The sequence below is a fragment of the Cytobacillus sp. GQ23 genome (genome assembly GCF_059758675.1).
In genome coordinates this window covers 309,075-333,988 of record NZ_JCAXER010000001.1, presented here as the reverse complement: position 1 = coordinate 333,988, position 24,914 = coordinate 309,075, and the positions used below count along the sequence as shown (strand labels likewise).

23 protein-coding genes are annotated in these 24,914 nt (G+C 41.2%); 9 read left to right on the top strand and 14 right to left on the bottom strand.

Annotation, left to right across the window (positions count from 1 at the left end):
• Positions 1-95: 95 nt before the first annotated feature.
• On the bottom strand, positions 96-1,076 hold the full coding sequence (locus AC6CHU_RS01670) for a sulfotransferase domain-containing protein (RefSeq protein ID WP_498119815.1): 981 nt from the start codon (positions 1,074-1,076) through the stop codon (positions 96-98).
• Between the two features lie 240 nt (positions 1,077-1,316).
• Here AC6CHU_RS01670 and AC6CHU_RS01665 point away from each other — a divergent pair, with 240 nt between their 5' ends.
• The 3 genes from AC6CHU_RS01665 to sat are packed head-to-tail and all read left to right on the top strand — an operon-like array spanning position 1,317 to position 4,822.
• On the top strand, positions 1,317-3,041 hold the full coding sequence (locus tag AC6CHU_RS01665; RefSeq protein WP_498119813.1) for an SLC13 family permease: 1,725 nt from the start codon (positions 1,317-1,319) through the stop codon (positions 3,039-3,041).
• Between the two features lie 21 nt (positions 3,042-3,062).
• Positions 3,063-3,686: an adenylyl-sulfate kinase gene (gene cysC / locus AC6CHU_RS01660; protein WP_498119811.1), complete on the top strand. Its 624-nt coding sequence runs from the start codon at positions 3,063-3,065 to the stop codon at positions 3,684-3,686.
• Positions 3,683-4,822, top strand: a complete 1,140-nt coding sequence (gene sat, locus AC6CHU_RS01655) for a sulfate adenylyltransferase (RefSeq protein ID WP_498119809.1) — start codon at positions 3,683-3,685, stop codon at positions 4,820-4,822. The genes cysC and sat overlap by 4 nt, the downstream gene beginning before the upstream one ends.
• 31 nt (positions 4,823-4,853) lie before the next feature.
• Here sat and AC6CHU_RS01650 read toward each other — a convergent pair whose 3' ends face one another.
• Positions 4,854-5,648, bottom strand: a complete 795-nt coding sequence (locus tag AC6CHU_RS01650) for a PHP domain-containing protein (RefSeq protein ID WP_498119807.1) — start codon at positions 5,646-5,648, stop codon at positions 4,854-4,856.
• Positions 5,645-7,381 (bottom strand): phospho-sugar mutase, encoded by a 1,737-nt coding sequence (locus tag AC6CHU_RS01645; RefSeq protein ID WP_498119805.1) that lies wholly within the window; start codon positions 7,379-7,381, stop codon positions 5,645-5,647. Before AC6CHU_RS01645 ends, AC6CHU_RS01650 begins: the two co-directional genes overlap by 4 nt.
• Positions 7,382-7,800: 419 nt before the next feature.
• Here AC6CHU_RS01645 and AC6CHU_RS01640 point away from each other — a divergent pair, with 419 nt between their 5' ends.
• Complete coding sequence (locus AC6CHU_RS01640; RefSeq protein WP_159866461.1) at positions 7,801-8,565, top strand: type II toxin-antitoxin system SpoIISA family toxin; 765 nt, start codon at positions 7,801-7,803, stop codon at positions 8,563-8,565.
• On the top strand, positions 8,546-8,725 hold the full coding sequence (locus AC6CHU_RS01635; protein WP_159866458.1) for a type II toxin-antitoxin system SpoIISB family antitoxin: 180 nt from the start codon (positions 8,546-8,548) through the stop codon (positions 8,723-8,725). Before AC6CHU_RS01640 ends, AC6CHU_RS01635 begins: the two co-directional genes overlap by 20 nt.
• A 261-nt stretch (positions 8,726-8,986) precedes the next feature.
• Here the strand turns inward: AC6CHU_RS01635 and AC6CHU_RS01630 are convergent, their stop codons facing one another.
• The 8 genes from AC6CHU_RS01630 to AC6CHU_RS01595 form a co-directional block, all read right to left on the bottom strand.
• On the bottom strand, positions 8,987-10,357 hold the full coding sequence (locus AC6CHU_RS01630) for an aldehyde dehydrogenase (protein WP_159866455.1): 1,371 nt from the start codon (positions 10,355-10,357) through the stop codon (positions 8,987-8,989).
• Positions 10,358-10,701: 344 nt separating this feature from the next.
• Positions 10,702-11,298, bottom strand: a complete 597-nt coding sequence (locus AC6CHU_RS01625) for a flavin reductase family protein (protein WP_159866452.1) — start codon at positions 11,296-11,298, stop codon at positions 10,702-10,704.
• A 22-nt stretch (positions 11,299-11,320) separates the two neighbouring features.
• Entirely contained in the window at positions 11,321-12,568 is a 1,248-nt protein-coding gene (locus tag AC6CHU_RS01620) for an MFS transporter (protein WP_498119802.1), read from the bottom strand.
• A 24-nt stretch (positions 12,569-12,592) separates the two neighbouring features.
• On the bottom strand, positions 12,593-14,101 hold the full coding sequence (locus tag AC6CHU_RS01615) for a sodium:solute symporter family protein (protein ID WP_498119800.1): 1,509 nt from the start codon (positions 14,099-14,101) through the stop codon (positions 12,593-12,595).
• On the bottom strand, positions 14,098-14,358 hold the full coding sequence (locus AC6CHU_RS01610; RefSeq protein ID WP_159866443.1) for a hypothetical protein: 261 nt from the start codon (positions 14,356-14,358) through the stop codon (positions 14,098-14,100). Before AC6CHU_RS01610 ends, AC6CHU_RS01615 begins: the two co-directional genes overlap by 4 nt.
• Positions 14,359-14,383: 25 nt before the next feature.
• On the bottom strand, positions 14,384-14,989 hold the full coding sequence (gene leuD / locus AC6CHU_RS01605) for a 3-isopropylmalate dehydratase small subunit (RefSeq protein ID WP_251282984.1): 606 nt from the start codon (positions 14,987-14,989) through the stop codon (positions 14,384-14,386).
• On the bottom strand, positions 14,986-16,413 hold the full coding sequence (leuC, locus tag AC6CHU_RS01600; protein ID WP_498119797.1) for a 3-isopropylmalate dehydratase large subunit: 1,428 nt from the start codon (positions 16,411-16,413) through the stop codon (positions 14,986-14,988). The genes leuD and leuC overlap by 4 nt, the downstream gene beginning before the upstream one ends.
• A gap of 12 nt (positions 16,414-16,425) precedes the next feature.
• Entirely contained in the window at positions 16,426-17,628 is a 1,203-nt protein-coding gene (locus tag AC6CHU_RS01595) for a CaiB/BaiF CoA transferase family protein (protein ID WP_498119795.1), read from the bottom strand.
• Between the two features lie 218 nt (positions 17,629-17,846).
• Between AC6CHU_RS01595 and AC6CHU_RS01590 the strand changes: the two genes are divergently transcribed.
• Entirely contained in the window at positions 17,847-18,518 is a 672-nt protein-coding gene (locus tag AC6CHU_RS01590) for a GntR family transcriptional regulator (protein WP_498119793.1), read from the top strand.
• Positions 18,515-19,399 carry a hydroxymethylglutaryl-CoA lyase gene (locus AC6CHU_RS01585; protein WP_498119791.1) on the top strand — a complete coding sequence of 295 codons (885 nt, stop codon included), beginning with the start codon at positions 18,515-18,517 and terminating at the stop codon, positions 19,397-19,399. Before AC6CHU_RS01590 ends, AC6CHU_RS01585 begins: the two co-directional genes overlap by 4 nt.
• 73 nt (positions 19,400-19,472) lie before the next feature.
• Here the strand turns inward: AC6CHU_RS01585 and AC6CHU_RS01580 are convergent, their stop codons facing one another.
• Both AC6CHU_RS01580 and AC6CHU_RS01575 read right to left on the bottom strand, forming a co-directional pair.
• A complete protein-coding gene (locus tag AC6CHU_RS01580; protein ID WP_498119789.1) occupies positions 19,473-20,726 on the bottom strand; it encodes a methyl-accepting chemotaxis protein in 1,254 nt (417 codons plus the stop codon).
• A gap of 208 nt (positions 20,727-20,934) precedes the next feature.
• The gene (locus AC6CHU_RS01575; protein WP_498119787.1) at positions 20,935-22,095 is read right to left on the bottom strand and encodes an MFS transporter; all 1,161 of its coding nucleotides are present in this window, start codon (positions 22,093-22,095) and stop codon (positions 20,935-20,937) included.
• Positions 22,096-22,342: 247 nt separating this feature from the next.
• Here AC6CHU_RS01575 and AC6CHU_RS01570 point away from each other — a divergent pair, with 247 nt between their 5' ends.
• Both AC6CHU_RS01570 and AC6CHU_RS01565 read left to right on the top strand, forming a co-directional pair.
• Complete coding sequence (locus AC6CHU_RS01570) at positions 22,343-22,507, top strand: hypothetical protein (protein WP_201306555.1); 165 nt, start codon at positions 22,343-22,345, stop codon at positions 22,505-22,507.
• A 121-nt stretch (positions 22,508-22,628) separates the two neighbouring features.
• Positions 22,629-23,654 (top strand): DUF1646 family protein, encoded by a 1,026-nt coding sequence (locus tag AC6CHU_RS01565; protein ID WP_159866419.1) that lies wholly within the window; start codon positions 22,629-22,631, stop codon positions 23,652-23,654.
• Between the two features lie 90 nt (positions 23,655-23,744).
• Here AC6CHU_RS01565 and AC6CHU_RS01560 read toward each other — a convergent pair whose 3' ends face one another.
• Entirely contained in the window at positions 23,745-24,887 is a 1,143-nt protein-coding gene (locus tag AC6CHU_RS01560) for a glycerate kinase (protein WP_498119784.1), read from the bottom strand.
• Positions 24,888-24,914: the final 27 nt, after the last annotated feature.

Genomic DNA, 24,914 nt, shown 5'->3' with positions numbered 1-24,914 from the left:
AGAAATTGTATTTAACCCTTTTAATTAAATATAAGCAGTATATGCTGCTTGAATCCTTTTGACATAACTTAATCTAGCCTAACCTTCTATTCTAATTATTGATGTCTCCTGGCACCCAGTGCCTCTTTTAACAAATTTTCAAGATATTTCGAATAGACCTGAGGATTCAATTGTTCCTGAGGTACAAGTTCAACATCTGTATAACCTGCCTGCAGCATCTCACCTTTAAGAGTATCCCTAAAGTAATTTAAATCTTGCTGTGTAAAGAAAGATTTCCAATTGTTGAAACTTCCTGTACGATGAGTTCTTTTTAAATTGCCAACATCTCTTTTGCCAATCAGTCGGAAACCAAGATATTTTTCCAATTCTTTTGTATTAAACATAATAAATTCTTCATATTTTAATATGAAACTATTTTGAGGCAGCTGTTTCAAAAATTGGTAGTATTCTTTTATTGCTGGTACTTGATTTTGCAAAAAATTACTGCCGCGGATTTCCTGTACTTTGTTATTTAATTCTATTGCAGAAATTGACTTTGGGTCTTTTTCTTTTTGCATGATAAGATTCTGCCATTCTTTGAGTTTAGACATATTTAGATTTGGAACATTTTTTATAAAACTAAACGGCCAGTACATTAAATATGAGATAAATTCATCCCGCGGGTCTCTGATAATAAAGATTATTTTGTCAAATTTTAATGGAAACTCATTATTAACAATTTTTTTTAATGTATTCCTGCTGTATTGGCCATATAAAATTTTCACAACATTATATTTATTATCAGTAGTATCTAAAGGAGACAAAAAAAACTTTTCTTTTGGCGGTTCTAAAAAATATGATGCATTTGGCAATGAGTTTTGAATGGTTTTTGACACAACAGTTGTTCCGGTTTTAGGCCTACCAACCACTAGAATATTTTGGCCAGCTTTTTTCAAAAATTTTTCACTCCCTACTTTTATTATCTTTCCTGAAACCCCTCTCCTATATTTGGAATCATATGCCATAATGATTCTTGTCCCATTGTTGCTCTCTTTTTGGTTAGAATCCCTTATTAAAAAAATATTCCCACCGATCAAATATGTTACAAGATATAGACAAATTATTATATTTGCCTTTAGTCTTATTAGAGTTTTAGGGCGACTGTGTATCTAGCAAGGCAGCAGTCTATTTCTTTCAAATAGATGAAAATACAGGCAAATATTATGTACAAGTCATCGAAACGAACATAAACATGATAAAGACAAAACGTTACTAACAGTCTGGAGAGATCACCTATGAACCATGAGGCAATTTTTCTTTGCTTCATCTTGACATGCATGTTTATCGTTCTAATAAAGGAATGGCTATTGCCTGAACTTACAGTGTTTTTAGCTTTGGGGTCTCTTATTTTAGCAGGAATTTTGACGCCAAATGAGGCTTTAGCCGGTTTTTCAAACCCGGGTGTACACACCGTAGCATTTTTATTTATTTTAGGTGCAGCCGTGTCCAATACCGGAATACTCGATGATTTTGTAAGAAGAATTTTAACAAAAAATAAAAATATCCCCCAGAATATTATCCGATTGATGTTACCGGTATCTTCCCTTTCTGCATTTATGAACAACACACCAATTGTTACAATGCTCATTCCAACCGTGCAGAATTGGGCTATCACTCACAATATAAAACCATCAAAATTGCTCATCCCTCTCTCATATGCAGCTATTTTGGGAGGAACAATTACATTAATAGGAACATCAACAAACCTTGTCGTACAGGGTCTTTTATTGGACAAAGGGCTGGAGGGTTTTCATTTATTCGATTTTTCCTTTATTGGAATCCCCTTAGTTCTGGCAGGCATCCTTTATTTTGTTCTGGCAGGACACAGACTATTGCCTGAGAGGGCCCACTCCATAAAAATGTTTGAAGATGGGAAGAAGGAGTTTATATTTAAATTTAAAGTGAGGGACGATTCTTCCTTGGTGGGAAAAACTATTAAGGAAGCCATGCTCAGGAACTTAAATAATTTGTTTCTGATAGAGATTATCAGGAAAGGAAAAACCATCATCCCCGATCCAAATGAGGATGTCATTCAAGCCTGTGACATTCTAGTTTTCTCAGGAAATCCAAGTGAATTTATGAAAATCAATGATCTTCTTGGGTTAGACAGGTATACACCTATAGATACATCATCAGAAAATAGTAAAAATACAACTCTGTTCGAGGTTGGAATATTGGGAAATTCTCCTCTCATAAATAAAAAAATTAAGGAAAGTTACTTCCGATCCAAATATAATGCCGTAATAGTTGCGGTAAAAAGAAGAGGAACGAAGATTACAACAGGAATAGGCAACTTAGTAGTTAAACCTGGGGACACTTTATTGCTGCTTGCTAAGAATGACTTTTCAGAGTCCTGGTCAGATTCCGAAGATTTTTATTTTCTTACTAATTCCATTCATAAAAAGAAGCCATCAACACTAGACAAATTCATCATGATGTTCATCATTACAGGCATTCTAATATGTTCATCACTGCAATTACTGTCAATCTATAAACTAACATTAATTGCATCTGTATTTTTAATAATCTCTAAAACTATAACGGCATCTGCTGCTATTAAGTCAATTAATTGGAATGTGCTCATACTAATGGGAAGCTCGATTGGGATTGGGAATGCAATTGAATCAACTGGACTGGCAAAAATAGCAGCTCAGTTATTAACCCTATTCCAGTCCAGTTTGGGTGTCATTGGAATTTTGATTCTATTTTACATCATTACTTTAGTATTAACAGAAATCTTAAATAACCTCGCAACTGCAGCCTTTATGTTTCCCATTGGCTACTCTATTTCCACTCAGCTTGATTTAGATCCAATGATGTTCGCTATGGTTACAGCTATTGCTGCATCCTGCAGCTTTTTGACACCTATCGGCTACCAAACAAACTTATTGGTGTATGGACCAGGAGGCTACAAGTTTACCGATTATTTAAAAGTTGGGCTGCCTTTAAGCTTAATTTGCATGATCATCACCATTTCTTTAATAATTCTTAAATGGCTTTAAATTGGAAAGGAGAATCACAAATTGGATAACCAGGAAAACAAAAACATTGTCTGGCATGATTCTGTTATTACAAAAGAAGATAGACAAAAGCTTCAAGGACATAGAAGCTTCATGGTTTGGTTTACTGGGCTTTCAGGATCTGGGAAATCAACTATCGCCAATGCTCTCCAGTATGAATTATTCAAAAGAGGAATAAGCGTTTATTTGTTAGATGGAGACAATCTTCGCCATGGCATTAATAAAAACCTGTCTTTTACTGAAAATGACCGAAAGGAAAATATCAGAAGAACTGCCGAAGTAGGAAAGCTTTTTGTCGATGCAGGCATTGTTGTGTTTGCTGCTCTAATTTCTCCTTTTGAACAAGATAGACAGAGCGCAAGAAATATAGTTGGGGCTGATGAATTTATTGAAGTTTATGTAAAATGTCCAATACAAGAGTGTGAATACCGTGATCCAAAAGGGCTTTATAAAAAGGCAAGGAAGGGGGAGATTAAGCAATTTACCGGGATCGATCAGCCCTATGAAGAGCCAATCAATCCGGAAATCACGATTGATACAAGCGAGCTTTCTGTGGATGAAGCGGTGACTGCTCTTCTTAAATATCTTGAAAAAAAACTTCCTTTAAAAAGGAGTGAAGAAAAATGACATTAAGTATTCCCCATGGCGGAAAATTAGTTAACCGGATAGATTTAAATTTCGATATGACAAGTATTAAGTCAGAAGTAGATATAGATGCAACTTCCCTCTCTGATCTTGAATTGATTGCGAATGGAGCTTATAGTCCTCTAACCGGATTTCTTGAGCAAAAAGATTATGAGTCTGTGCTCCATCATATGAGGTTAACAAATGGTATCGTTTGGAGTATTCCTATTACTCTTCCTGTCACTGAAGAGTCAGCGGACCGTCTCATTATTGGGGAAAAAGTAAAACTGAACTTTAATGGCGTATGTTATGGAATATTGGAGCTTAATCAGAAGTATATTCCAGATAAAATGCTTGAATCACACCAGGTTTACCAAACGGTTGAAACAGCCCATCCTGGAGTAAAAAAACTATTAGAACGTCCAAATGTATATCTGGCAGGCCCGATTTTATTAACAAAGATACCACCAAAAAGCCCGCATTTTGCCCAATATCATAAAACACCTCTTGAAACCCGAAAGCAATTTAATGAAAATAACTGGGAAACGGTTGTAGGGTTCCAAACAAGAAATCCTGTTCACCGTGCACATGAGTATATACAAAAAACAGCACTTGAAACCGTGGACGGATTGTTCCTAAACCCCTTAGTAGGCGAAACAAAATCAGATGATATACCTGCCGAAATTCGGATGCAAAGCTATGAAGCATTATTAAAGAGTTATTACCCAAGTGATAGAGTGTATTTAGCCGTTTTTCCCGCTGCTATGAGATATGCAGGACCAAAGGAAGCGATATTCCATGCGCTCGTCCGAAAAAACTATGGCTGTACCCATTTTATTGTTGGCCGGGACCATGCAGGTGTTGGAGATTATTATGGCACATATGACGCACAAAGAATCTTTACGCAATTCAAAGCAGATGAACTGGGCATTACTATCCTGCCATTTGAACACAGCTTTTTTTGCAGAAAATGCGAGAATATGGCTTCAAGTAAAACTTGTCCGCATGGCAAGGAAGACCATCTGCATCTCTCGGGTACAAAGGTAAGGGAAATGTTGAGAAATGGGGTCACCCCTCCTCCGCAATTTACTCGACCTGAAGTAGCTGATATATTAATTAAGGGTTTAAAACAATCATAAAAGGAGCTGTTCAAAATCTGAACAGCTCCTTTTATGGTTTATATCCAAACTCTCCTAAAGCATGCTCTTCAAAGTGATAGTCAGAACCGCCGGTCATTATTTTATTATATTTTTCGGCCAATGTTTTATAACGGTTAGAATCTTCTAATGAATGCTTCCGGTGCCACACTTCAATTCCATCCAGCGAAAGATTTAATAGTTCTTCAACAATTGTATCGTCTCTAACTAGGAGCGGATGTGCAAGGACTGCCAAACCACCTGATTCGTGAATTAACGAAATTCCCTCCTCTGGTGATAATACCATTTTGTCCACAGCACATGGTTTTCCATCAGCCAAATAAAGATCAAATACCTCCTGGACATTTTGTGCATATCCTCTATCTACAACAGCTTTAGCTATATGAGGCCGTGCAATTACGTCACCGCCGCTATGCTGTTTAATATCTTTTTCAGAGATATTTATTCCTAATTCAGCAAATTTCTTCAGGATTAGCTGGGCCCGGTTTTCACGATGATCACGTATTTCCTGCAGCGTTTCCTGCAATTGGTTGGATTCCTTTATTCCATATCCAAGAATATCTATATTTTTCCCTTTGTATTTCGTACTTAATTCTATTCCTGAAATAACATTCAATCCATATTTTTTTCCTGCTTCTACTGCCTCGTTAATGCCCTGCAGCGTATCATGATCAGTGATAGCAATTGATTCAATCCCTTTGGACACCGCCATTTTCACAATTTCAGCTGGTGAAAGTACCCCATCTGATGCAGTAGTATGCATGTGAAGATCAAAATTCCCTCTCTTAATTATTTCTCTTAAATTCAATTGATTAACAGCTCCTCTACTTTTTGCATTAAACCATATTCAAGTTGCTTTAATACTTTTTCACTCATATCTTTAGTATAGCTGTTTACAGAGAAGTAAAATTTCACTTTAGGTTCAGTGCCAGAAGGCCGAATGGAAAACCAGGAGTTATCTTTCAGACTAAATTTAATGACATTGGATTTTGGCAGATTAATATCTTCTTCCTGCCCTGTCAGGAATTGAAGTCTCTTACTTATTTGAAAATCTTCAAATGTGGCAATCTTAACACCAGCTATTTCTTCAGGCGGGTTTTTTCTGAACTCATTAAGAATGCGCGAGATTTTTTCTGTGCCCTCTTTTCCTTTTAAAGTTAGAGATTTAAGGGACTCCTGGTAATACCCGTAACGAGCATATAGGTCATACAAAGCATCAAAAAGTGTCTTGCCTTTTGATTTATAATAAGCCGCCACTTCTGCAGCAAACACCGCAGCTTGTACAGCATCTTTATCCCTCACAAAATCGCCAATTAAATACCCGTAGCTTTCTTCGTACCCGAATTGAAATAGATACTCTCTATTTCCTTCAAACTCTTTGATTTTTTCGCCAATATATTTAAACCCCGTCAGTGTGTCGATTACAGTTAGGCCAAAATCCTCTGCAATGGCTCTCCCAATATCTGACGTTACGATTGTTTTGATAACCGCACCATTTTTAGGAAGTTTCCCCTGCTTCTCCTTTTGGGATAATAAGTAATGAAGCATTATAGCCCCGAGCTGATTCCCTGATAATATCTCGTAATCTCCGTTTTCATTTTTTGCAGCCACTCCCAGTCTGTCTGCATCCGGGTCTGTGGCCATTAAGATATCTGCATCCATTCTCTTTCCGTATTGAATGGCCATTTTAAAGGCTGCATGCTCTTCAGGATTTGGCGATTCTACTGTACTGAAATCAGGATCAGGTTCAGCCTGCTCTGTTACGAGTGTGATGTTATGAAAGCCAAAGGCTTTCAATCCTTCACAAACAAGTTTTTCGGCTGTTCCATGAAGAGGTGAAAAGACGATTTTTAAGTTCGTGCCTTCTTTTCTGGCAATGTTTTGATCTACTTGTATCGTTTTTAATCTTTCCAGGTATGCATGATCGATTTCTTCCCCTATGAATGTTAGAAGCCCCTTCCTAATCAGGTCTTCTTCATTCATCACCTGAACAGTTAATTCATCTTCCACCCTGTTGATGTAACTCGTAATCTTTTCAGCATCAGAAGGAATGATCTGTCCCCCATCCTCCCCGTATACTTTAAAGCCGTTATATTCAGGCGGATTATGGCTCGCAGTAATCATGATGCCTGCGGATGCATTTAAGTGACGGACGGCAAACGATAATTCAGGTGTGGGTCTCAGCTCCTGGAAAAGATATACCTTTATCCCCTGCATGCCTGCTGTCTTTGCAGCTTCCATTGCAAACTCTGCTGATTGGCGGCGGCAATCATATGCGATCACAATGCCGCGTTTTTTGGCAGTTTCTCCTTTTTTCTCAATATAATCGGCAAGGCCTTTTGCTGCCTTTCTGACAGTGTATATATTCATTCTGTTTGTACCCGGTCCCAATTCTCCCCTGATGCCTCCGGTACCAAATTCTAAATCCTTATAGAAGCAATCCTCTAATTTATGCTGGTCCATATTCAACAGTAAGTTCTTTAATTCCGGATCTAAATTTTTTTGGGAAAGCCATTTTTCAGCCTTTGAATTCCAAGTCACGGTTTGGTATTCTCCCTTCTTCAAAATATTCCATTTATTATATGCAGGAGATCGTGGAATGGCTGTCCCATGGCCTATAAGAGTTTTCGCTGTTTTTTAATGTTTATTAAACTGTCAATGATTATCGGGCTTCCTAATGTTTTATCAAAAGAGTATCTTCTCGAAAGCTTCTATATTCATTGCCGTAGATGATACTCAGCCGCCAGTGATCATTTGTCCAAATGAGCTCCTGACTTTGCTGTTACTATAGCAGCTTACAAATGAAAATATGATCCAGCAATAATATAGGTATTTACTCATATTTTTCCCCGAGCTTCATTTATTTTCAAATTTCTGACATAATCTCTGTTATAATGAAATTACAAATAAATTCAACAAATTTTCTGAATTTAATTCCATGGATGGACGAGGCGATATTATTGCTGATATTCTTCAAGGTTGCAGTTTGGATTATTGTTGCTTGTCTCGGTTTTTATGTTTTTTCAGTCTGGTTATGGGAAAAGAAAGTAAAAGAAAGAATGTCTGTCATAAGGAAAACCTGGTATATTCTTTATGTGCTTGGTGCCGTTATTTATTGGACCGGCAAACCGGAGTCCATTTTTACTGACTGGCAGAACTATCTGATTGTCGGGGTTATATTTGCCCTTGTTGATGCCTTTATTTTCCTTGGATCCTATCTGAAGAGAGTTGGAAATAATGAACTGGAAACAGATACAAGGGAGCTGCTTGAAGAAAATAGTGATTTGCTGAACTCGCACATGAACAAGCTTAAATCATTTCAATATTTATTGAAAAATGATCCCATAGACATTTATTATGGAAACAAGGAAGCGTATCTTGCCGGCATCGAAAAGCTGCTGGCAGACTTTGCTGAGAAAGTGGATATGAAGATATCCTTATGCAAATACTCTACCGAAGAGGAAAAGGAATATCTTCTTGAGCACTACACCGATAAAGCGCTGATTTATAGCCGCCTGGACCGCCGGGAAGTATATTATGACGCGGAAGAAAAGCTGGCGCTGATCCCGTTTTCCATATTGGAAGATGACTATGTTATTAAACTTACCTCCGACCAATTCGTAACCGAATTCGACTATTTGCTATTCACTTCACTCATATCAATATACGATCTAATGCTCCCTGCCGAACAGGAGGACGAAGACCATGAAGGAACCAGCGGATAAAAAAACAGAGAAACAGGAAATACATGCTAAAAACACGATGAAAACGCTCAAAAAGAAATCACGGGTCAGCCTGCCCGGTTTTGAGGTAAGTCCCCACACTGAAAGGATATTAAATAAGAACAAAAGGCTGATAAGCGTTTATACCAAAACGAAGGCTTAAGCATATTATGTGGCGTGGGAGGAAATTTCTTCCGCGCCCTATTCATGTTCAAATGATGGGGACATATAATAAAGATAAAAAGGGCTGATTCCAATGAAAAAAATGACCAAGAAAGTGAAAAATATTAACTTCCCTTCCTTCTCTGTTTCACCCTACACCAAAAACCTGTCCAAAAAAACAGAGGCCGCTATACAGGATTCAAATAAAGAGTTCAAACCTCCAAAAAATAATGCTTGAAAAAACCGCCTTGCAGGAAGACGGTTATTTTATAAAAAACTTCACCTTTTTTAATGCATTCTTTGTCGTCGGATAACGGAAAGGCAGATCAAATCTGGTGGTTTGTTTCAGTATGCTTTTTTCATGTGAAAACACATCAAAGCTTCCCTTTCCGTGATAAGCGCCAATTCCGCTCTCCCCCACTCCGCCGAAAGGCAGATACGGTGAACTCAAATGATAAACGGTATCGTTAATACATCCCCCACCAAAGGATATGCTGGATAGAATCTGTTTTTGTACTCCTTCGCTTTCTGTGAAAATATAAAGCGCCAAAGGCTTCGGACGTGCGGTCACCTCACCGATCATCATGGACAAGTCCTCGTATTCAAGCACCGGCAGAATCGGTCCGAATATTTCATCCTCCATGACCTTATCATTCCAGGTAATATCACTTAGAACAGTCGGTTCGATGCTTAGTGCGGTTGAATCATACCTTCCCCCGTGAATAACCGTTCCATCGGCCAAAAACTTGCTTAGGCGGCTGAAGTGTTTTTCACTGACGATTCGCGTAAAACTGCCGGATGCAATCGGATCTTCTCCATAAAGCTCAAGTATGGCCTGTTTTAATTCTTTGAGGAATTCTTCTTTTACTCTGCTGTGGACATAAAGATAATCGGGAGCCACACATGTTTGGCCGGCGTTAATGTATTTTCCCCAGGCAATTCTTTTGGCAGCAAGCTTCAGATTGGCATCTTCATGGATGATGCACGGACTCTTCCCGCCCAGTTCAAGGGTTACAGGTGTAAGGTTTTTCGCTGCGGCTTCCATAATGATCTTTCCAACAGGGACACTGCCTGTGAAGAAAATATAGTCAAGCTTTTCATTTAAAAGCGCCGTACTTGTTTCTGCATCACCTTCAACTGCTGCAATATACTCTTCTGGAAAATGATTGCTGATTAATTTTGACAGCAATGCTGATGTTTGCGGCGTTAATTCTGAAGGCTTCAAAATGGCGCAATTTCCTGCGGCTATCGCTCCAATCAGCGGTGCAATGGCGAGCTGGAAAGGATAATTCCATGGCGCTATTATTAGTGAAACTCCATAAGGCTCGGGGTAGATATAGCTTTTGGAACCGATCTGTGCAATGGTGGATTTTACTTTCCTAGGCTTTGCCCACTTTTTTAAGTGTTTCATTGTAAAGCGGATTTCCTCTAGCAGGATTCCAATCTCTGTCAGGTATGCGTCAAACTCACTTTTATTAAGATCCGCCTTTAAAGCATCCATTAATTCCTGTTCATGCTGCTTTATGACTGAGCGCAGCTTGCTGAGTGCTTCCATTCTGAATGAGACATCCTTTGTTTTACCTTCGGTGAAAAATCTTCTTTGTTTCTGTATGAGATCGCCGTAATTTTCCATGGATACCTCCAAATGGGGTTATTTATGGATATATTATCATTTTGGCGGAGGTAAATACATTAATAGGTATGTATTGATTATAAAAACATTAGGGTGCAAGCTTTACAAATAGATTGGTCCCGCTGTTCCCTCCGAGATGATCAGCAGAATCCGGAAGATGCGATGAGGATGCCAAAGATTAATTCCTTTTCAATCTCACGGACCACATCCAGTTTTCTTTCTATTGCCTGCTATCGGTTTGATTCGTCTTTTCATTTCTTAATCCTTTCTATGATGGTGGAATAGCATTTAAATGAAGCTGATCAATAAAAAGAGTGCCGAACGCTGGGTCCGGCACTGGATGATTATCTGGGCAATTTAAAAAATTCCCTGCTTTCAGTATAGTTGCCTGCCAATCTGCCAAGCGGCTGCAGCTTTTCCAGATCCACCTTATAATTCCCAAGGTAGTAATCGTCTTCTATGTGATAATGAACCATTCGGCCTATAACCAGGTGATCACTTCCAAGCTGTATAATTTGTTCAAGTTTACACTCCATATGAATCGGTGCTTGCTTGACTCTTTTAGGCACCACTGAATGGCTTTCTGCAGGCGTAAGTTCTGCTAAAGTAAACTCATTTGCATCACTTGGGAGGTTCTCTGCACTTTTATGCATTTGGTTGCCCAATGGGGCAGGAACCACATTGATGACAAACTCTTTTGTCTTCCGGATGTTGACCAGTGTATCTTTTTCTGTACCTTCGCGGTCACCGACACCAGGACCAATTGAAATACAGAGCATGGGAGGATTCCTGGAGGCTACTGTAAAGAAACTAAAAGGCGCGAGATTCAGGTCTCCTTCCTCCGACACAGTGGATACCCAGGCAATTGGTCTCGGCACAACCGATCCGGTTAATAACTTATAGACATCTTTTTCTCCAAGTTCTGACGGTGTAAATTCCACTTGAGATCACTCCTTTCTTCCGTTAAATGATAATGTTATTCTTTTTATTCATAATAGTTAAAGTGGTCAGCAGGGTAAACACAATAGCCATCATGCCCGTAATTAGCAGCCAGCCTGACGAGAATTGACCGGTCTGATCCACTATAAAACCAAATAGCGGGGGTATGATTATGGCCCCGGCCGACCCCAGTGTTATACTAATTCCGCTTGAGATGCCTGCTTGTTCTTTTGGCACCAATTCACTTGCAAGGTTCATCCAGATGCCATTGAAGCCCGAAGCAGCAAATCCAAACAGAGCCGTAATAGGCGCGATTACCCAAAATGGGGCTGAGTTGATGATAGCCGCTGACGCGCTGGCAAATGCTGTAATAATAGTGATGATCATTAGAATGATAACGCGCCTGCCATCAAACAGCCGGTCACTGATTATACCCCATGCAAGCCTTCCGATCGTTCCGAATACTTCTGATATAACTAAAAGCAATCCGGATAAAATGATTGGAATCTTCAGCTGTTCATACGCAAATAAGACGATATACGTATTTAAGCACATTTGTGTACCATTCAAGCCCATAGCACTGAAGCTGATAAGCATTAATGCTTTATTTTGTACCATCTTGAACATTGATTTGTAAAATTGAAGTAAATTCGTGTCCCTGGTTTTTGCCTGTTCCAGTTCTGGCGGATCACGGTAAAAGTGATAGGAGACAAACCCTCCTGCCAATAAAAGAAGGCAAGCAATCAGCAAGACAAATCTCCATCCGAAAGAGACACTAAGGGGAAGCAGGATCAAGCTTGCCAGAGCCGAACCTGCCGTGATGCCAGTTTGCTTAATTCCCATTGCGGTCCCCCGCTGTTTAAGCGGAAACCAATAAATAATGCCCCTGTTTGTTACCGGATGCATGGATCCATATCCTATACCTCCGATAACAATCAGTAACAGGACAAGCCAAAATTCATGGAGCATACTCATGAAAAGATAACCTAGCCCCATTAAAGCTGATGCCAGAACCAGCAATCTTCGGGATCCTGCCACGTCAGTCAGAAAGCCTGCAGGCACAGAGATAATGGCCTGGCCCAAAAAGAGTGCCGCGGGGAGCATACCGATTTGCGATTTGGTCAAGGAAAGGTCCTCCCCGATTAAAACACCCAGCGGTCCAATGCTTCTGCCGACAAAGGCTACCATCAGCTGTGCGAGCAGAAGAAATAATAGCATTTTCCATGGATTTTCTTTTATGGCAAATTGCTTTTCTGCCAGTGAATTACTCATAATTAATCATCTCTTTTTTGGCTATTAAGCCTTTAAATTGATTGCTGTTGTATCTTCCTCCAGAACTGTGCTCTTTGAAACAGCTGGAGCTAATAGAGAACCTGCAATACAGATAAAGAAGTTCAGTCCTAACCCAATAACTCCGCCGTGAATTCCATAGATGGTTTTATAGCCTGTAAGAGTAAGCAATCCTGCTAATATGGCTCCTGCAAGCATTCCCCAGAAGACAGCTTTTCCAGATAAGCGCTTCCAATATAAACCCAGTACAAAAGCCGGGAATACCTGAACAAGCAATTCGAATTTTAAGACGAAAATTTCATAAAGTGTTCCCGGAGGATTCCAGGCAATCCACAGAAGAAAGATGATGGCAATGATTCCGCATACTTTCCCGACCATAACCTTCTTATGTTCAGATGCCTTTGGATTGATAAATTTCCCGTATACGTCATTAGAAAGCATGGATGAAAAGCTGAGCAGAACAGAGTCGGCTGTAGAAATAATAGCAGCAACAATTCCTCCAAAGAAGATGATCATAACCCAATAGTAAAATGGATTAATGGCGGCAATCTCATTGGCCATCAGACCTACTAGCTGTTCAGATCCTGTCTTATCCAGCCCCGGAAAAAGCATGATTCCAATAATCCCTACCATAAATACAAGACCCGTTGTAATGGGCGGCATCCATGCCATGCGGGCAAAGGATTTTTTCAGTGTTTTCTCGCTTTGTGCTGAATATATTCTTTGAACAGCATGCGGATAAATACTTGCACCAAGTCCAACAAGCAGGAGCATACTCAGCCAATTGATATTCACTTCCATTGGAGGAACCGCCGTTTTTGCAGGCTCCATTTGCGCAACATAGCTGGTAACCTCTGAGAAACTTCCGCCTACCAGGTATAATCCGCCGATAAGGAAGACAATGATTCCAATCATAAGAACAATGCCTTGCATAACGTCTGTAAAAGCAACTGCCTTCATTCCGCCCATCCACTCATAGGCAAGCATAACAGCTACAAAAACGATAACAGCGATTTGGTAAGGGATCGTGCCGCCTGTCATTCCTGACACAGCCTGGCCAATTGCAACAAGCTGTTCTAAAAGATAGTTTCCAAGCCCCCAAAGCATGAGAAAAATACTAAGCAGTGTGACTGCCTTAGATTTAAAGCGGTGATCTATCCAGTCAGTAGGTGTAACAAAGTTTCTTTTTTTTGCAATCACATATAATCTTGGAGCAAACAGTAAGTAGATTCCTATAATAATTGTCATGAACGATATGGACTGAATCCATGAAAAACCTGTCCGATAAGCTGTCGGTGCATAGCCGACAATGGTATTTCCGCTATATTGCGTCGCATACAGGGTGAAAAAGAGTGCAATGAAACCGAGGTTCCTTCCGGCAAGGTAGTACCCTGAAAGACTGTGATGAAGGTTTTTCTCGCCTCTGCCGGAAAGGTAACCAATTAGAAGCATGATTATGGCAAAGGCTGATAATATAATGATTCCATCTGTGCCTGCAAATGCTAAATCATTCATGCTTTATCCCCCCTTGCTTTTTCGGCTTCTTCCTGGTCCTCTACGATATTCCATTCATTTACACAAAGCCAGCTTAAATAACCGCACATGATGATTGAAAAAGCTGTCGAGATAAATGCCCATAACGGAAACCCGAGAATATAGGGTTCTGCTGCCGCATCAGGAAAATACCAGGGTACTACGCCAAGTGTTATGATGACGAGGACTATCCAAATCCATTTTTTTCGAATAGGTTCTTTTATCGATCTGTTTTCCATATGGCTTCCTCCCTTTTATTGGAATTTAAACTTCCAGCTTATAGAAAATCTTATGTGCCGATTCAAAGGAGTCTATTAATTCAGCTGATTCCAGAGTTGCTCCGATTTCATCCAGCCCTTTCAGCAGCTGATCTTTCCGATAAGAAACGATTTCAAATTCGACCATATAGCCGAAAGAGTCTTCGATTCTTTGATTCTCTAAATCCACCCTCAGCTGATAACCAGGTGATTCCCTGCTTTTTTGAAACAGAATTTCAATATCCCTTTCAGGCAGAACTATTGGCAGGATGCCATTTTTAAAGCAATTATTATAGAAAATATCTGCGAATGATGGTGCGAGGATCACTCTAATCCCATATTCTGCAATGGCCCATGGTGCATGCTCTCTGGATGAACCACAGCCAAAGTTTTTCCTGGCCAGCAGAATGGGCGCTTTACTGTAAGGTTCCTGATTTAGAATGAAATCCTGTCTTTCCCTGCCATTTTCGTATCGCCATTCGTAGAAGAGGAATTCTCCAAACCCAGTCCTTTCAATTCTTTTTAAAAACTGTTTTGGAATAATAGCATCTGTGTCAACATTTGCAGCATCAAGCGGAGCAACTATGCCAGTAAATCTGTTAAAAGACTTCATTGTACACTGACCTCCTTGCTATTCTTAACAGGCCACTCCCTTACATCTATGAACCGGCCGGCAATCGCTGCAGCAGCAGCCATTTCAGGACTGACCAAATGGGTCCTCGCATTTCTTCCCTGCCTGCCTTCAAAGTTTCGGTTAGAGGTCGATGCACAGCGTTCTTCCGGAAGAACCAAGTCCTCATTCATACCGAGGCACATGCTGCAGCCCGCTTCTCTCCATTGAAAACCGGCATTGATAAAAATCTGGTTGAGTCCCTCAGCTTCTGCCTGCATTTTTACAAGCTGTGAACCAGGAACAACTAGTGCTTCTACCTTTTCAGCAACTTTGTAACCGTTTACGATTTTGGCCGCTTTTCGGAGATCTTCTATTCGGCTGTTCGTGCAGGAGCCGATGAACACTTTATTGATTTTTATTTCTGTGATGGGTGTTCCTGGCTGAAGGTCCATGTACTTCAATGCTTTTTTAGCTGGTCCTATTTGATCTGCCGGCAAATCTTCCAACAGCGGAATATCTTCTGTAATCCCTGCTGACTGGCCTGGATTTGTACCCCAGGTAACCTGCGGGATTACTTCAGCTGCATTAAAGTCAGCAGTCAGATCAAACTCGGCATCTTCATCTGAAAAATATTGTTTCCATTCTGCGAGTGTCTCTTCCCACTCCACTCCATCAGGTACAGCTTGTTTCCCTTTCAAATAATGGAAGGTTTTTTCGTCAGGCTGAATCAATCCCGCTCTTGCTCCCATTTCAATGCTCATATTGCATATGGTCATTCGCTCTTCCATTGTTAAATTTCGAATCGCTTCACCGCGGTACTCCACAACATAGCCTGTTGCAAAATCATGGCCATATTTGTCAATGATTGATAGGATCAAATCTTTAGCTGTCGATCCTTGCGGCAAATTGCCCTGTATATTTATGGCTAATGTTTTGGGTTTAAATTGCTTTAATGTCTGGGTAGCCAGAACATGTTCTACTTCACTTGTGCCAATGCCAAAGGCCAGTGCGCCAAAAGCTCCATGTGTAGATGTATGGCTGTCTCCGCAAACAATGGTCATCCCGGGCTGAGTTAAGCCAAGCTCCGGTGCAATAACATGTACAATTCCCTGATAGCGGCTTTCCAGGTCAAAAAGCTGTATGCCGAACTCGCTGCAGTTTTTTGCGAGAGCGTCGACTTGTTTTTTGGCGATTGGGTCATTAAAAGGAAGAGATCGATCGGTTGTTGGAATGCTGTGATCCATAGTAGCTACCGTCAGATCCGGCCTTCTCACCTTTCGATTCTTAATTCTTAAGCCTTCAAATGCCTGAGGTGATGTGACTTCATGTACTAAATGCAGATCAATGTATAAAATAGAAGGCTTATTCTGTTCCTCTACGACTGTGTGCTTATCCCATATTTTTTCATAAAGAGTCCGCCCCATAATGAAGCCCTCCTAAATGATATTTTTTTTCTTCAATTCTTCTAATCTATCTTCATCGAAACCAAGAAGGCCTGCGTATATATCATCATTATGCTTACCCATTACTTCAGGACCGGCATGCTTCACTTCTCCTGGTGTTCTGCTTAATTTTGGAACAATTCCGGGCATCGGAAATTCCCCCAGCTGAGGATGATCAACATTAATGATCATGTCGCGTTCTTTATAATGCGGATCTTCCAGGATGTCTTTGGCTGAATAGATCAGGCCAGATGGCACTCCTTTATCTTCGAGGATTTTAAGAGCTTCTTTAGCAGGTAGAGTCTTTGTCCATTCTTCAATCATCGAGTCCAGAAGCTTCATATTCTCCCCTCTGGCATGGTGTGTTGAAAATCTCGGGTCATCCGCCAATTCCGGCTGCTCCATTGCCTCGCATAATCTTCTAAAAACTCCATCCGCATTGGCGCCGATCACAATATAGGTTTTATCCTGTGTAAAATAAATATTGGATGGAGCCACACCTGGAAGGATGTTGCCCATCCTTTCCCTTATATATCCTGCTAAGAGATAATCCGGAATTATGCTTTCCATCACGGAGAATACAGATTCATAGAGGGCTGTATCGACTACCTGTCCCTTTCCTGAACGCTCCCTCTCATGTAAAGCAACCAGGCACCCAATTGTAGCAAAGAGTGCTGCCAATGTATCACCAATTGATACACCAATTCGTGATGGCGGCCTGTCTGGGAAACCGGTTACATTTCTTAGTCCGCCCATTGCTTCGCCCACACTGCCAAAGCCGGCACGATGCTTATAAGGCCCTGTCTGTCCATAACCCGAAGTACGGACCATAATCAATTTGGGGTTTATTTCCGACAATGTTGCATAGGAAAGATTCCATTTTTCCATTGTGCCCGGGCGGAAATTCTCAATGATTACATCAGCTTCTTTTACAAGTTCTCTTAAAACCTGCTGTCCTTCTTCTTCCCGCAGGTTTAATGTGATAGATTTTTTATTTCGTGATTGAATAGGCCACCAAAGCCCAACGCCATCCTTTGACTTCCCCCAGTTTCTCATGGGATCTGATTTTCCTGGAGGCTCGACCTTGATGATTTCAGCACCAAAATCACCAAGGAGACGTCCAGAAAATGGTCCGGCTAATAGTGTACCAAGCTCAAGAACTCTAATATCCTCCAATGGAAGCTGTTTTTCTGACATGTGATTCCCTCCTGTTATTTCTTGAATGCACTTTAATACTTGAATTTTCGTAATCTTGTATACAAATCTAATCGTTTGTATACAATAAGTCAATGAGAATTTTAAAATTTTTCTGAATTTAGTAGAAAAGCCTTTATTTAATACATTAAGTCAAAAGTTTTCAGAATATTTGTTGTAATATTTTATCCGTTTGTATACAATAAAGCCGAGGTGTTGATATGGATGCATACGAATTTATTAAGGATGCCATTATCGAAGGGAAATTTGTCCCAGGCATGCGTCTTGCTGAAGAGTCATTGGCCAAGGAAATGAAACTTAGCCGCACTCCCATTAGAGAGGCCATAAGACAGCTTGAAGCGGAAGGTCTGGTCATTCCTCTTAAACGCGGGGTCAGCGTAAGACATTTTACGAAAGATGATATAAGGCAAATCTATGACCTGCGCACTCTGCTTGAAGGGTACGCTGCCAGTCAGGCTGCCATACACCGGACAGATAGTGATCTAGTGGAAATGGAAAAAGCCAATATTTTATATGAAGAAGCTATTAGCCAGCATGTGGAATCCGATATGGATAGTCTGAAAGATATTGTTAGAGTAAACCAGAAATTTCATGAAGCCATAGTCACGGCTTCCAAAAATGAGCATATTCATTTCCATATTTCCAAGGTTGTGGTTGTTCCGATCGTGTTCCGGTCCTTCTATTGGTATAACAGCTTTCAGCTTAAACAATCTCTTGAGGTACATAAAATCATCCTGGAAGCGATTAAAAATCGGGAACCTGAACGTGCCCGCATTGGAATGCACGAACATATCTACCAGGGTCGTGATCATGTATTAAAGCATTTGGAGCAAATTAAAAATATTCATCTGCTGAAGGAGGAAGGAAAATGATTGAAATTTGTGAAGTCGGCCCCCGGGATGGGTTGCAGAATGAATGCAAAAGGGTCTCAACCAGTTCAAAAGTTGAATTGATTACAAAATTACTTGATTCCGGCATTCGCAATATTGAAGCTGTTTCTTTTGTCAATCAGAAGGTTGTTCCCCAGATGGCAGATGCAGAAGAAGTCCTGCACTCACTGCCTAAAAGAAGTGGGGTCAGATATGGGGGCCTCGTTTTAAGCCGATCCGGGCTGGAACGTGCCCTAAAGACAGATGTGAATTTTCTTCATGTTGTAACCACTACAAGTGATTCATTCAATTTACGAAATGCAAAAAGGACTGTCGAGCAGGCTGTAGAAGAGCTTTGTGTGGTCATAAAAGAAGGCGCCGCTGCCGGCAAAGGTGTGGCGGGAGTATTAGGGACCTCATTTGGATGTCCGTTTGAAGGAGAAGTTCCATTAGAAAACGTATTGAAAACAGCAGAGAGATTTATGGAAGCCGGCTGTACAGAGATCACCCTGGCAGATACTACGGGCATGGCGAATCCAATACAGGTTAAGAAGCTTGCAGATTCATTTTTTTCTGCGTTTGGAGGAGATCTTTCACTTGGTCTTCACTTCCATAATACCCGGGGATTGGGATTGGCAAATGTATTGGCTGGATATCAGGCAGGTGTACGCCGCTTTGATTCCTCCATTGCCGGACTTGGCGGATGTCCATTCGCACCTAAAGCAGTCGGAAATGTTTGTACAGAAGATATGATCAATATGTTCCATGAAATGGGTGTGAAAACTGGGACTGATCTTCCTTCCGTCCTCGAAACAGCCAGGTGGATGGAAACAGTGATGGAACGGCCGCTCGATGGGATGTTAATGAAAGCGGGAATAGCTTAATTACGGGGAAAGCCATCTGTGGGATGGCTTTTTTGTTTGATGAATAAAAGATTAGGTTTTTAAAACCTAAGCTCTATACTTTAAACCTGCTGATCAGCCCTTTTAAATCCTCGGCCATGCCCGTAAGGCGGTCAGCAGATAGTGATATTTCCTCCATTGATGCAGCCTGTTCTTCAGTCGATGCCAGTACACTTTGTGTGGCCATGGCAGATTCATTAGCCACATGGGTTATCTCATCCATGGACTGGACCATTTGCTGGGAACCGGCAGACATTTGCTGAATGGCTGAAGCGACTTCGTGCATTTGATTGGTCACCATGCTGACAGACTGACGGATTTGCTTGAAAGAATCCCCTGCCCCCTTCATGACTTCCATGCCTTCTGTTACTTCATGGTTTACCGTATCCATGGTTTGGACAACCTGATGGGTTTCTTCCTGAATTTTGGAGATCAGCTGGCTGATCTGCAGGGTGGATTCCGCCGATTTTTCGGCGAGATTTCTAACCTCGTTCGCTACCACAGCAAAGCCTTTGCCCTGTTCCCCTGCACGGGCAGCTTCAATGGCAGCATTTAATGCAAGCAGGTTGGTTTGAGCGGCAATTCCTGAGATCACTTCGATAATCTTCCCAATCTCTTGTGAACGCTGGCCAAGTCCTTTTACCACCCTTGATAAATCCTGTACATTTACATGAATCGAATTCATTTGGCAGCCTGCTGTTGAAATGGATGCATCGCCATGAATGGCTTTTTCCAAAGAATCATTGATTTGGTCTGTCACATGTTCTGAGTTTGCCGCCACCTGTGTCAGGGTTTCAGACATCTGCATAATGACATTGGAAGCTGTTCCGACTCCTTTGACCTGATTGTCGGCACCAGCTGCAACCTCCTCAATCACTTCAGCAATATGGTTTGTGGCCATATTTGTCTGCTGGGCGCCTGATGAAAGCTGCTGTGCGTATTGTGTGACTTCGTCTGAAGCCAGAACCACTTTATTCAGCACCTCCTGCCAAGCAGAGGCGGTATGATTCAGTGCTGAAGCTATAGAGCCAAGCTGCCCCACTGATTTTTCATCCAGTCTCGCAGACATATTTCCATCTGCAAGTTCTTCGATAAACCTATTAATTTTGCTGATGGGTGCTATAAATTTACGGTAATTCATGAATGCGGATAATATTCCCGCCAGCGAACCAAGAATGAAAATAAATCCAGAAGTGGTCCAAAAAGCTCGGCCATCAAGCCCATTGCCAACACATACGGCAATGCTGATGACCAATACGGCAGGAATAATAATGATTAAAGTACGAAGAATATAGCTAAGCTGACTCATGAAATAGACTCCTTTATTATTATTTCATAATAATTAATTCCTTTTTCCCCCTCTATAATCATGTAATATCAAGAGACAAATTGATTATAGTAGAAAAATGGAAGATATATCAATATATTTTGAGGATTTATTTTTAAAATAATTTAAATAGTCAGGCATTTAATGCTAAAAAAATGCCCGCCTCCATAGAAGCCGGCATATACAAAATTTATTCTGCTGCAGCAGTCCTTGTCACTTTTTTTGCCATGGAAAGGGCTGCTGTACCAAGAGCCAAGATAATAAAAATACTTCCTGCAGCTGCATTGTATTCAACGGAGGTTGTCTCAATCATGATTCCACCGATCATGCTGCCAAATGCCATTCCCATGTGAACTGCTGAGTTGTTCAATGTCTGCTGAATATCAGACGTTTCAGGTGTTACTTCAATTAAGTAGCTGTGTATAGCGGGTGTGACCGCCCAGCTGAGCATGCTCCAAATAACTACTGTGACAAGGAAAACCGGAAGGGAAAAAGCGGCAAAAGGCAATGCGAAAAGAGTTATTCCAAACATGGCAACCAGCGTTAGAATGACTGATTTTGCACCAAATCGATCTGCCAGGTGACCACCCAGGCCCCCTCCGATCACCGCTGCGATCCCGAAAATCAGGTACACGATACTGACCCAGTTACCATCAAGATCCATCTTCATCTTCAAGAAAGGTGTCAGGTATCCGTAAAAAGCCAAGTGGCCGGTCATTAATAAAAAGGATGTTATCTGTATCAGCGCTATTTTCCTGCTTTTCAGCGTTTTAAGCTGAACGCCAATCGGCACAGCTGGCTTTGGAGCAACCTTTCCCAGAAAGAAGTAAACCCCGGCCATTGACAAGAGTGTCAGTGCTGAAATCAGCACGAATGGGGCTCGCCAGCCAAAAGCATTTCCAAGCATTAATCCAATGGGAACTCCAAGTACAAGTGATGCACTGATTCCCATAAAAACGATACCGATCGCACGTGCACGATATTCTTCTGAAACGATGTAAGAAGCCATTGTCATGCATAACGCAATGAGCAATGAGCCGCTTGCTGCCGACAAAATCCGGCCGACTAATAAAACACCATAAAACGGGCTGAATACAGCCACAATATTACCTGCCAAAAATACAGCTAATGAAATCATCATTAAACGGCTGCGTTCCATTTTCACTGTGAGTGTAAGCAAAACAGGTGCCGCGATAGCAAAAGCGAGCGAGAATACGGTAATTAATAGCCCTGCCTGCCCCAGACCGACATCAAGATCTAAAGCAACAAGATCAAGCAGCCCGCCTATAATCAATTCCACCATTCCAACAACAAATGAGATGATTGCCAATAAATAGATGCGTTTATCCAAGCTGAACTTCCTCTCCAGTAACCTAGCGAATATGTTAATTTCAATAAAATAACATCTTAACATACCTGACCGTGTACGCTCAAAGGATTGAATAGTCTAAGAACAATAAATGTTATTTTGTAAATAATATTTATTTTTTGGGGAAAAATAAGAATACCTCCCTAAGACAACTTCCAGAAATTACATGTTTGAATATAACAGTAAAATAGGAATGTAAATAACAAATACTGTAAAGGAGTTGATTCATTTGTTGGACAATCAAGCAAAAAAAGGGCATAATTTATCCCCGCTTAATCCGCCTGTAATTGAAGAAATACAGACTGCCGGTACAACTCCTAATGACACAAATGCCATCAAAAATATGGAACCTGAATTCGATCTGACTGGAACTGTATTAAACGACTATAATTAATAGATAATCCCTGCGGGTCTCTTAGCAGGGATTTTTTATGGCAAGTTTGTCCTAGGGGACGCATATGCATGTAATATTCCTTGTTTATCAGCTTGGAAAATAACCTAATGGAGAAGGATTCATGATTTATTTATTAATGGTTATTTTCATTATTGTACTTGTCATGCCTTTTCTTTCTGAGTTTGTGGAAAAAAACCTGGAGATGTTCTTATTTGTAATGGGACTTTCAGCAGCTCTGGCAAGCGGAGTCCTGAATGCCGGTCTTTTTGTACAAGCGGCACAGGAGCCAGTTAAAATTACGCTTGCGGTGTTTATTGCGGGCCTTTTGTTTAAATGGTTTCAGACAAATCTGGAAAAAAGCATCCTTTCAGTGAGCAGGCGCATGCCGTTTCGAATGTTTGCAGCTTTGATTGTCATTTTCCTTGGATTAGTTTCAAGTGTCATTACCGCGATAATCGCTGCGCTGGTACTTGTGCTAATTATCAGTGCCCTAAGGCTGGACAGGGCTTCTGAAGTCAGATTGACGATACTCGCCTGCTTTTCGATTGGCCTTGGCGCTGCATTGACGCCTATTGGCGAACCACTTTCCACCATTGCAATCAGTAAAATGAAAGAAAACTTTTTCTTTCTAATTGAACTAGTTGGACCGCAAATCCTGATTGCCCTCGTATTTTTTGGAGTAATGGCAGCAATCGCTGTTAAGCCGCCTGTTTCGGGAAGAGCATCGTTTAGCAAGAAGCCTGCCAGTGAAAGCTTTGAAGAAATTTTTGTCAGAGCTTTGAAGATTTATTTCTTTGTCATGGGCCTTACAATGCTTGGTGCCGGTTTCGAACCGCTGATCAACCACTTTTTAATCGGTATGAATCCGCTTCTGCTCTATTGGATCAATATGATTTCAGCTGTACTGGACAACGCAACGCTTGCCGCTGCTGAAATCAGTCCATCGATGGATCATTTTACAGTGGAATCAATTCTGCTTGGACTCCTGATCAGCGGCGGAATGCTGATCCCAGGGAATATTCCCAATATCATTGCTGCGGGAAAATTGCAGATTACGAGTAAAGAATGGGCCGTATTCGGAGTTCCTTTTGGGCTGGTCACTATGATTGGTTATTTTGTGTTTATTTTATTTTCTGGGATTGGATAAGGGCTGCTTGCAGTCCTTTTTTGTTTTGGTTACTTAGTTTACATAACATTATTATAATTCACTTAAAAAGAAGCTGCATTTTCCAGCTTCTCATTTAATACTCCTATTCATTTTTATAATGGCAGCTATGTTCCTCGCTGATCTTTCCATATATACCCCTGCATCCTTAAAGGCATCTGGCAGCGAAATAACTCCTGGAACAATACTGAATAGTGCTTCGATTCCATGCTCATGGACGATATGACTGTCGTCAGTTAATGAACCTGCAAGACCAATGACAGGTATTCCATGTTTCTTGGCTGCTTTCGCTACCCCAATCGGCGTTTTCCCAAAAATCGTCTGGCTGTCAATTCTTCCTTCGCCAGTGATGACAAGGTCGGCATCTTTTACTTCTTCCTCAAAGTTAACCGCTTCAAGGACGATATCAATTCCTCTTTTTAAATCAGCATTCAAGAATGCTAGCAAAGTTCCGCCAACCCCTCCAGCAGCGCCTGCCCCCTCAATATCCCGGAACGGTTTGCCAAGTTCGTGTTCAACCACATCTGCAAAGTGGCCCAGATTCTGATCCAGCAGCCCAACCATTTCAGGAGTGGCCCCTTTTTGCGGACCAAAGATAGCGGAAGCACCTCTTGGACCAGTTAATGGGTTATCAACGTCACAGGCCACTTCAATATGGACATCCTGAAGCCTTGAGTCGAGGTTTGACATGTCAATGGATGACAGCTCAGCAAGCGACCCTCCGCCCGGGCCGATTTCGGTGCCAGTTTTGTCAAGAAGCTTTCCCCCTAATGCCTGAATCATCCCAGCTCCAGCATCATTTGTTGCACTGCCCCCAATTCCAATAATGATGTGCTGAACTCCTGTATCTATTGCTGCAGCGATTAATTCACCTGTTCCCCTCGTTGAAGTCAGCAAGGGGTTCCGTTTTTCTGTGGGAACTAAATGCAAGCCAGAAGCAGCAGCCATCTCAATGACAGCTGTCTTTCCATCCCCCATCAGGCCGAAGAAAGCTTTTGCCGGCTCTCCAAGCGGACCAGTGACCGTACACTCTATAATTTTTCCTCCAGTTGCATCTGCCAGCGATTGAACCGTTCCCTCTCCGCCATCCGCCATGGGCAGTTTTTTGTATTGCGCATCTGGAAAAATCGCTTTAAATCCTCGCTCAATGGCATTCGCTGCCTCAAGTGCAGACAAACTTTCCTTAAATGAATCTGGTGCGATGACGACTTTCATGCTTGACCTCTCCCCTTTTTGTTATTT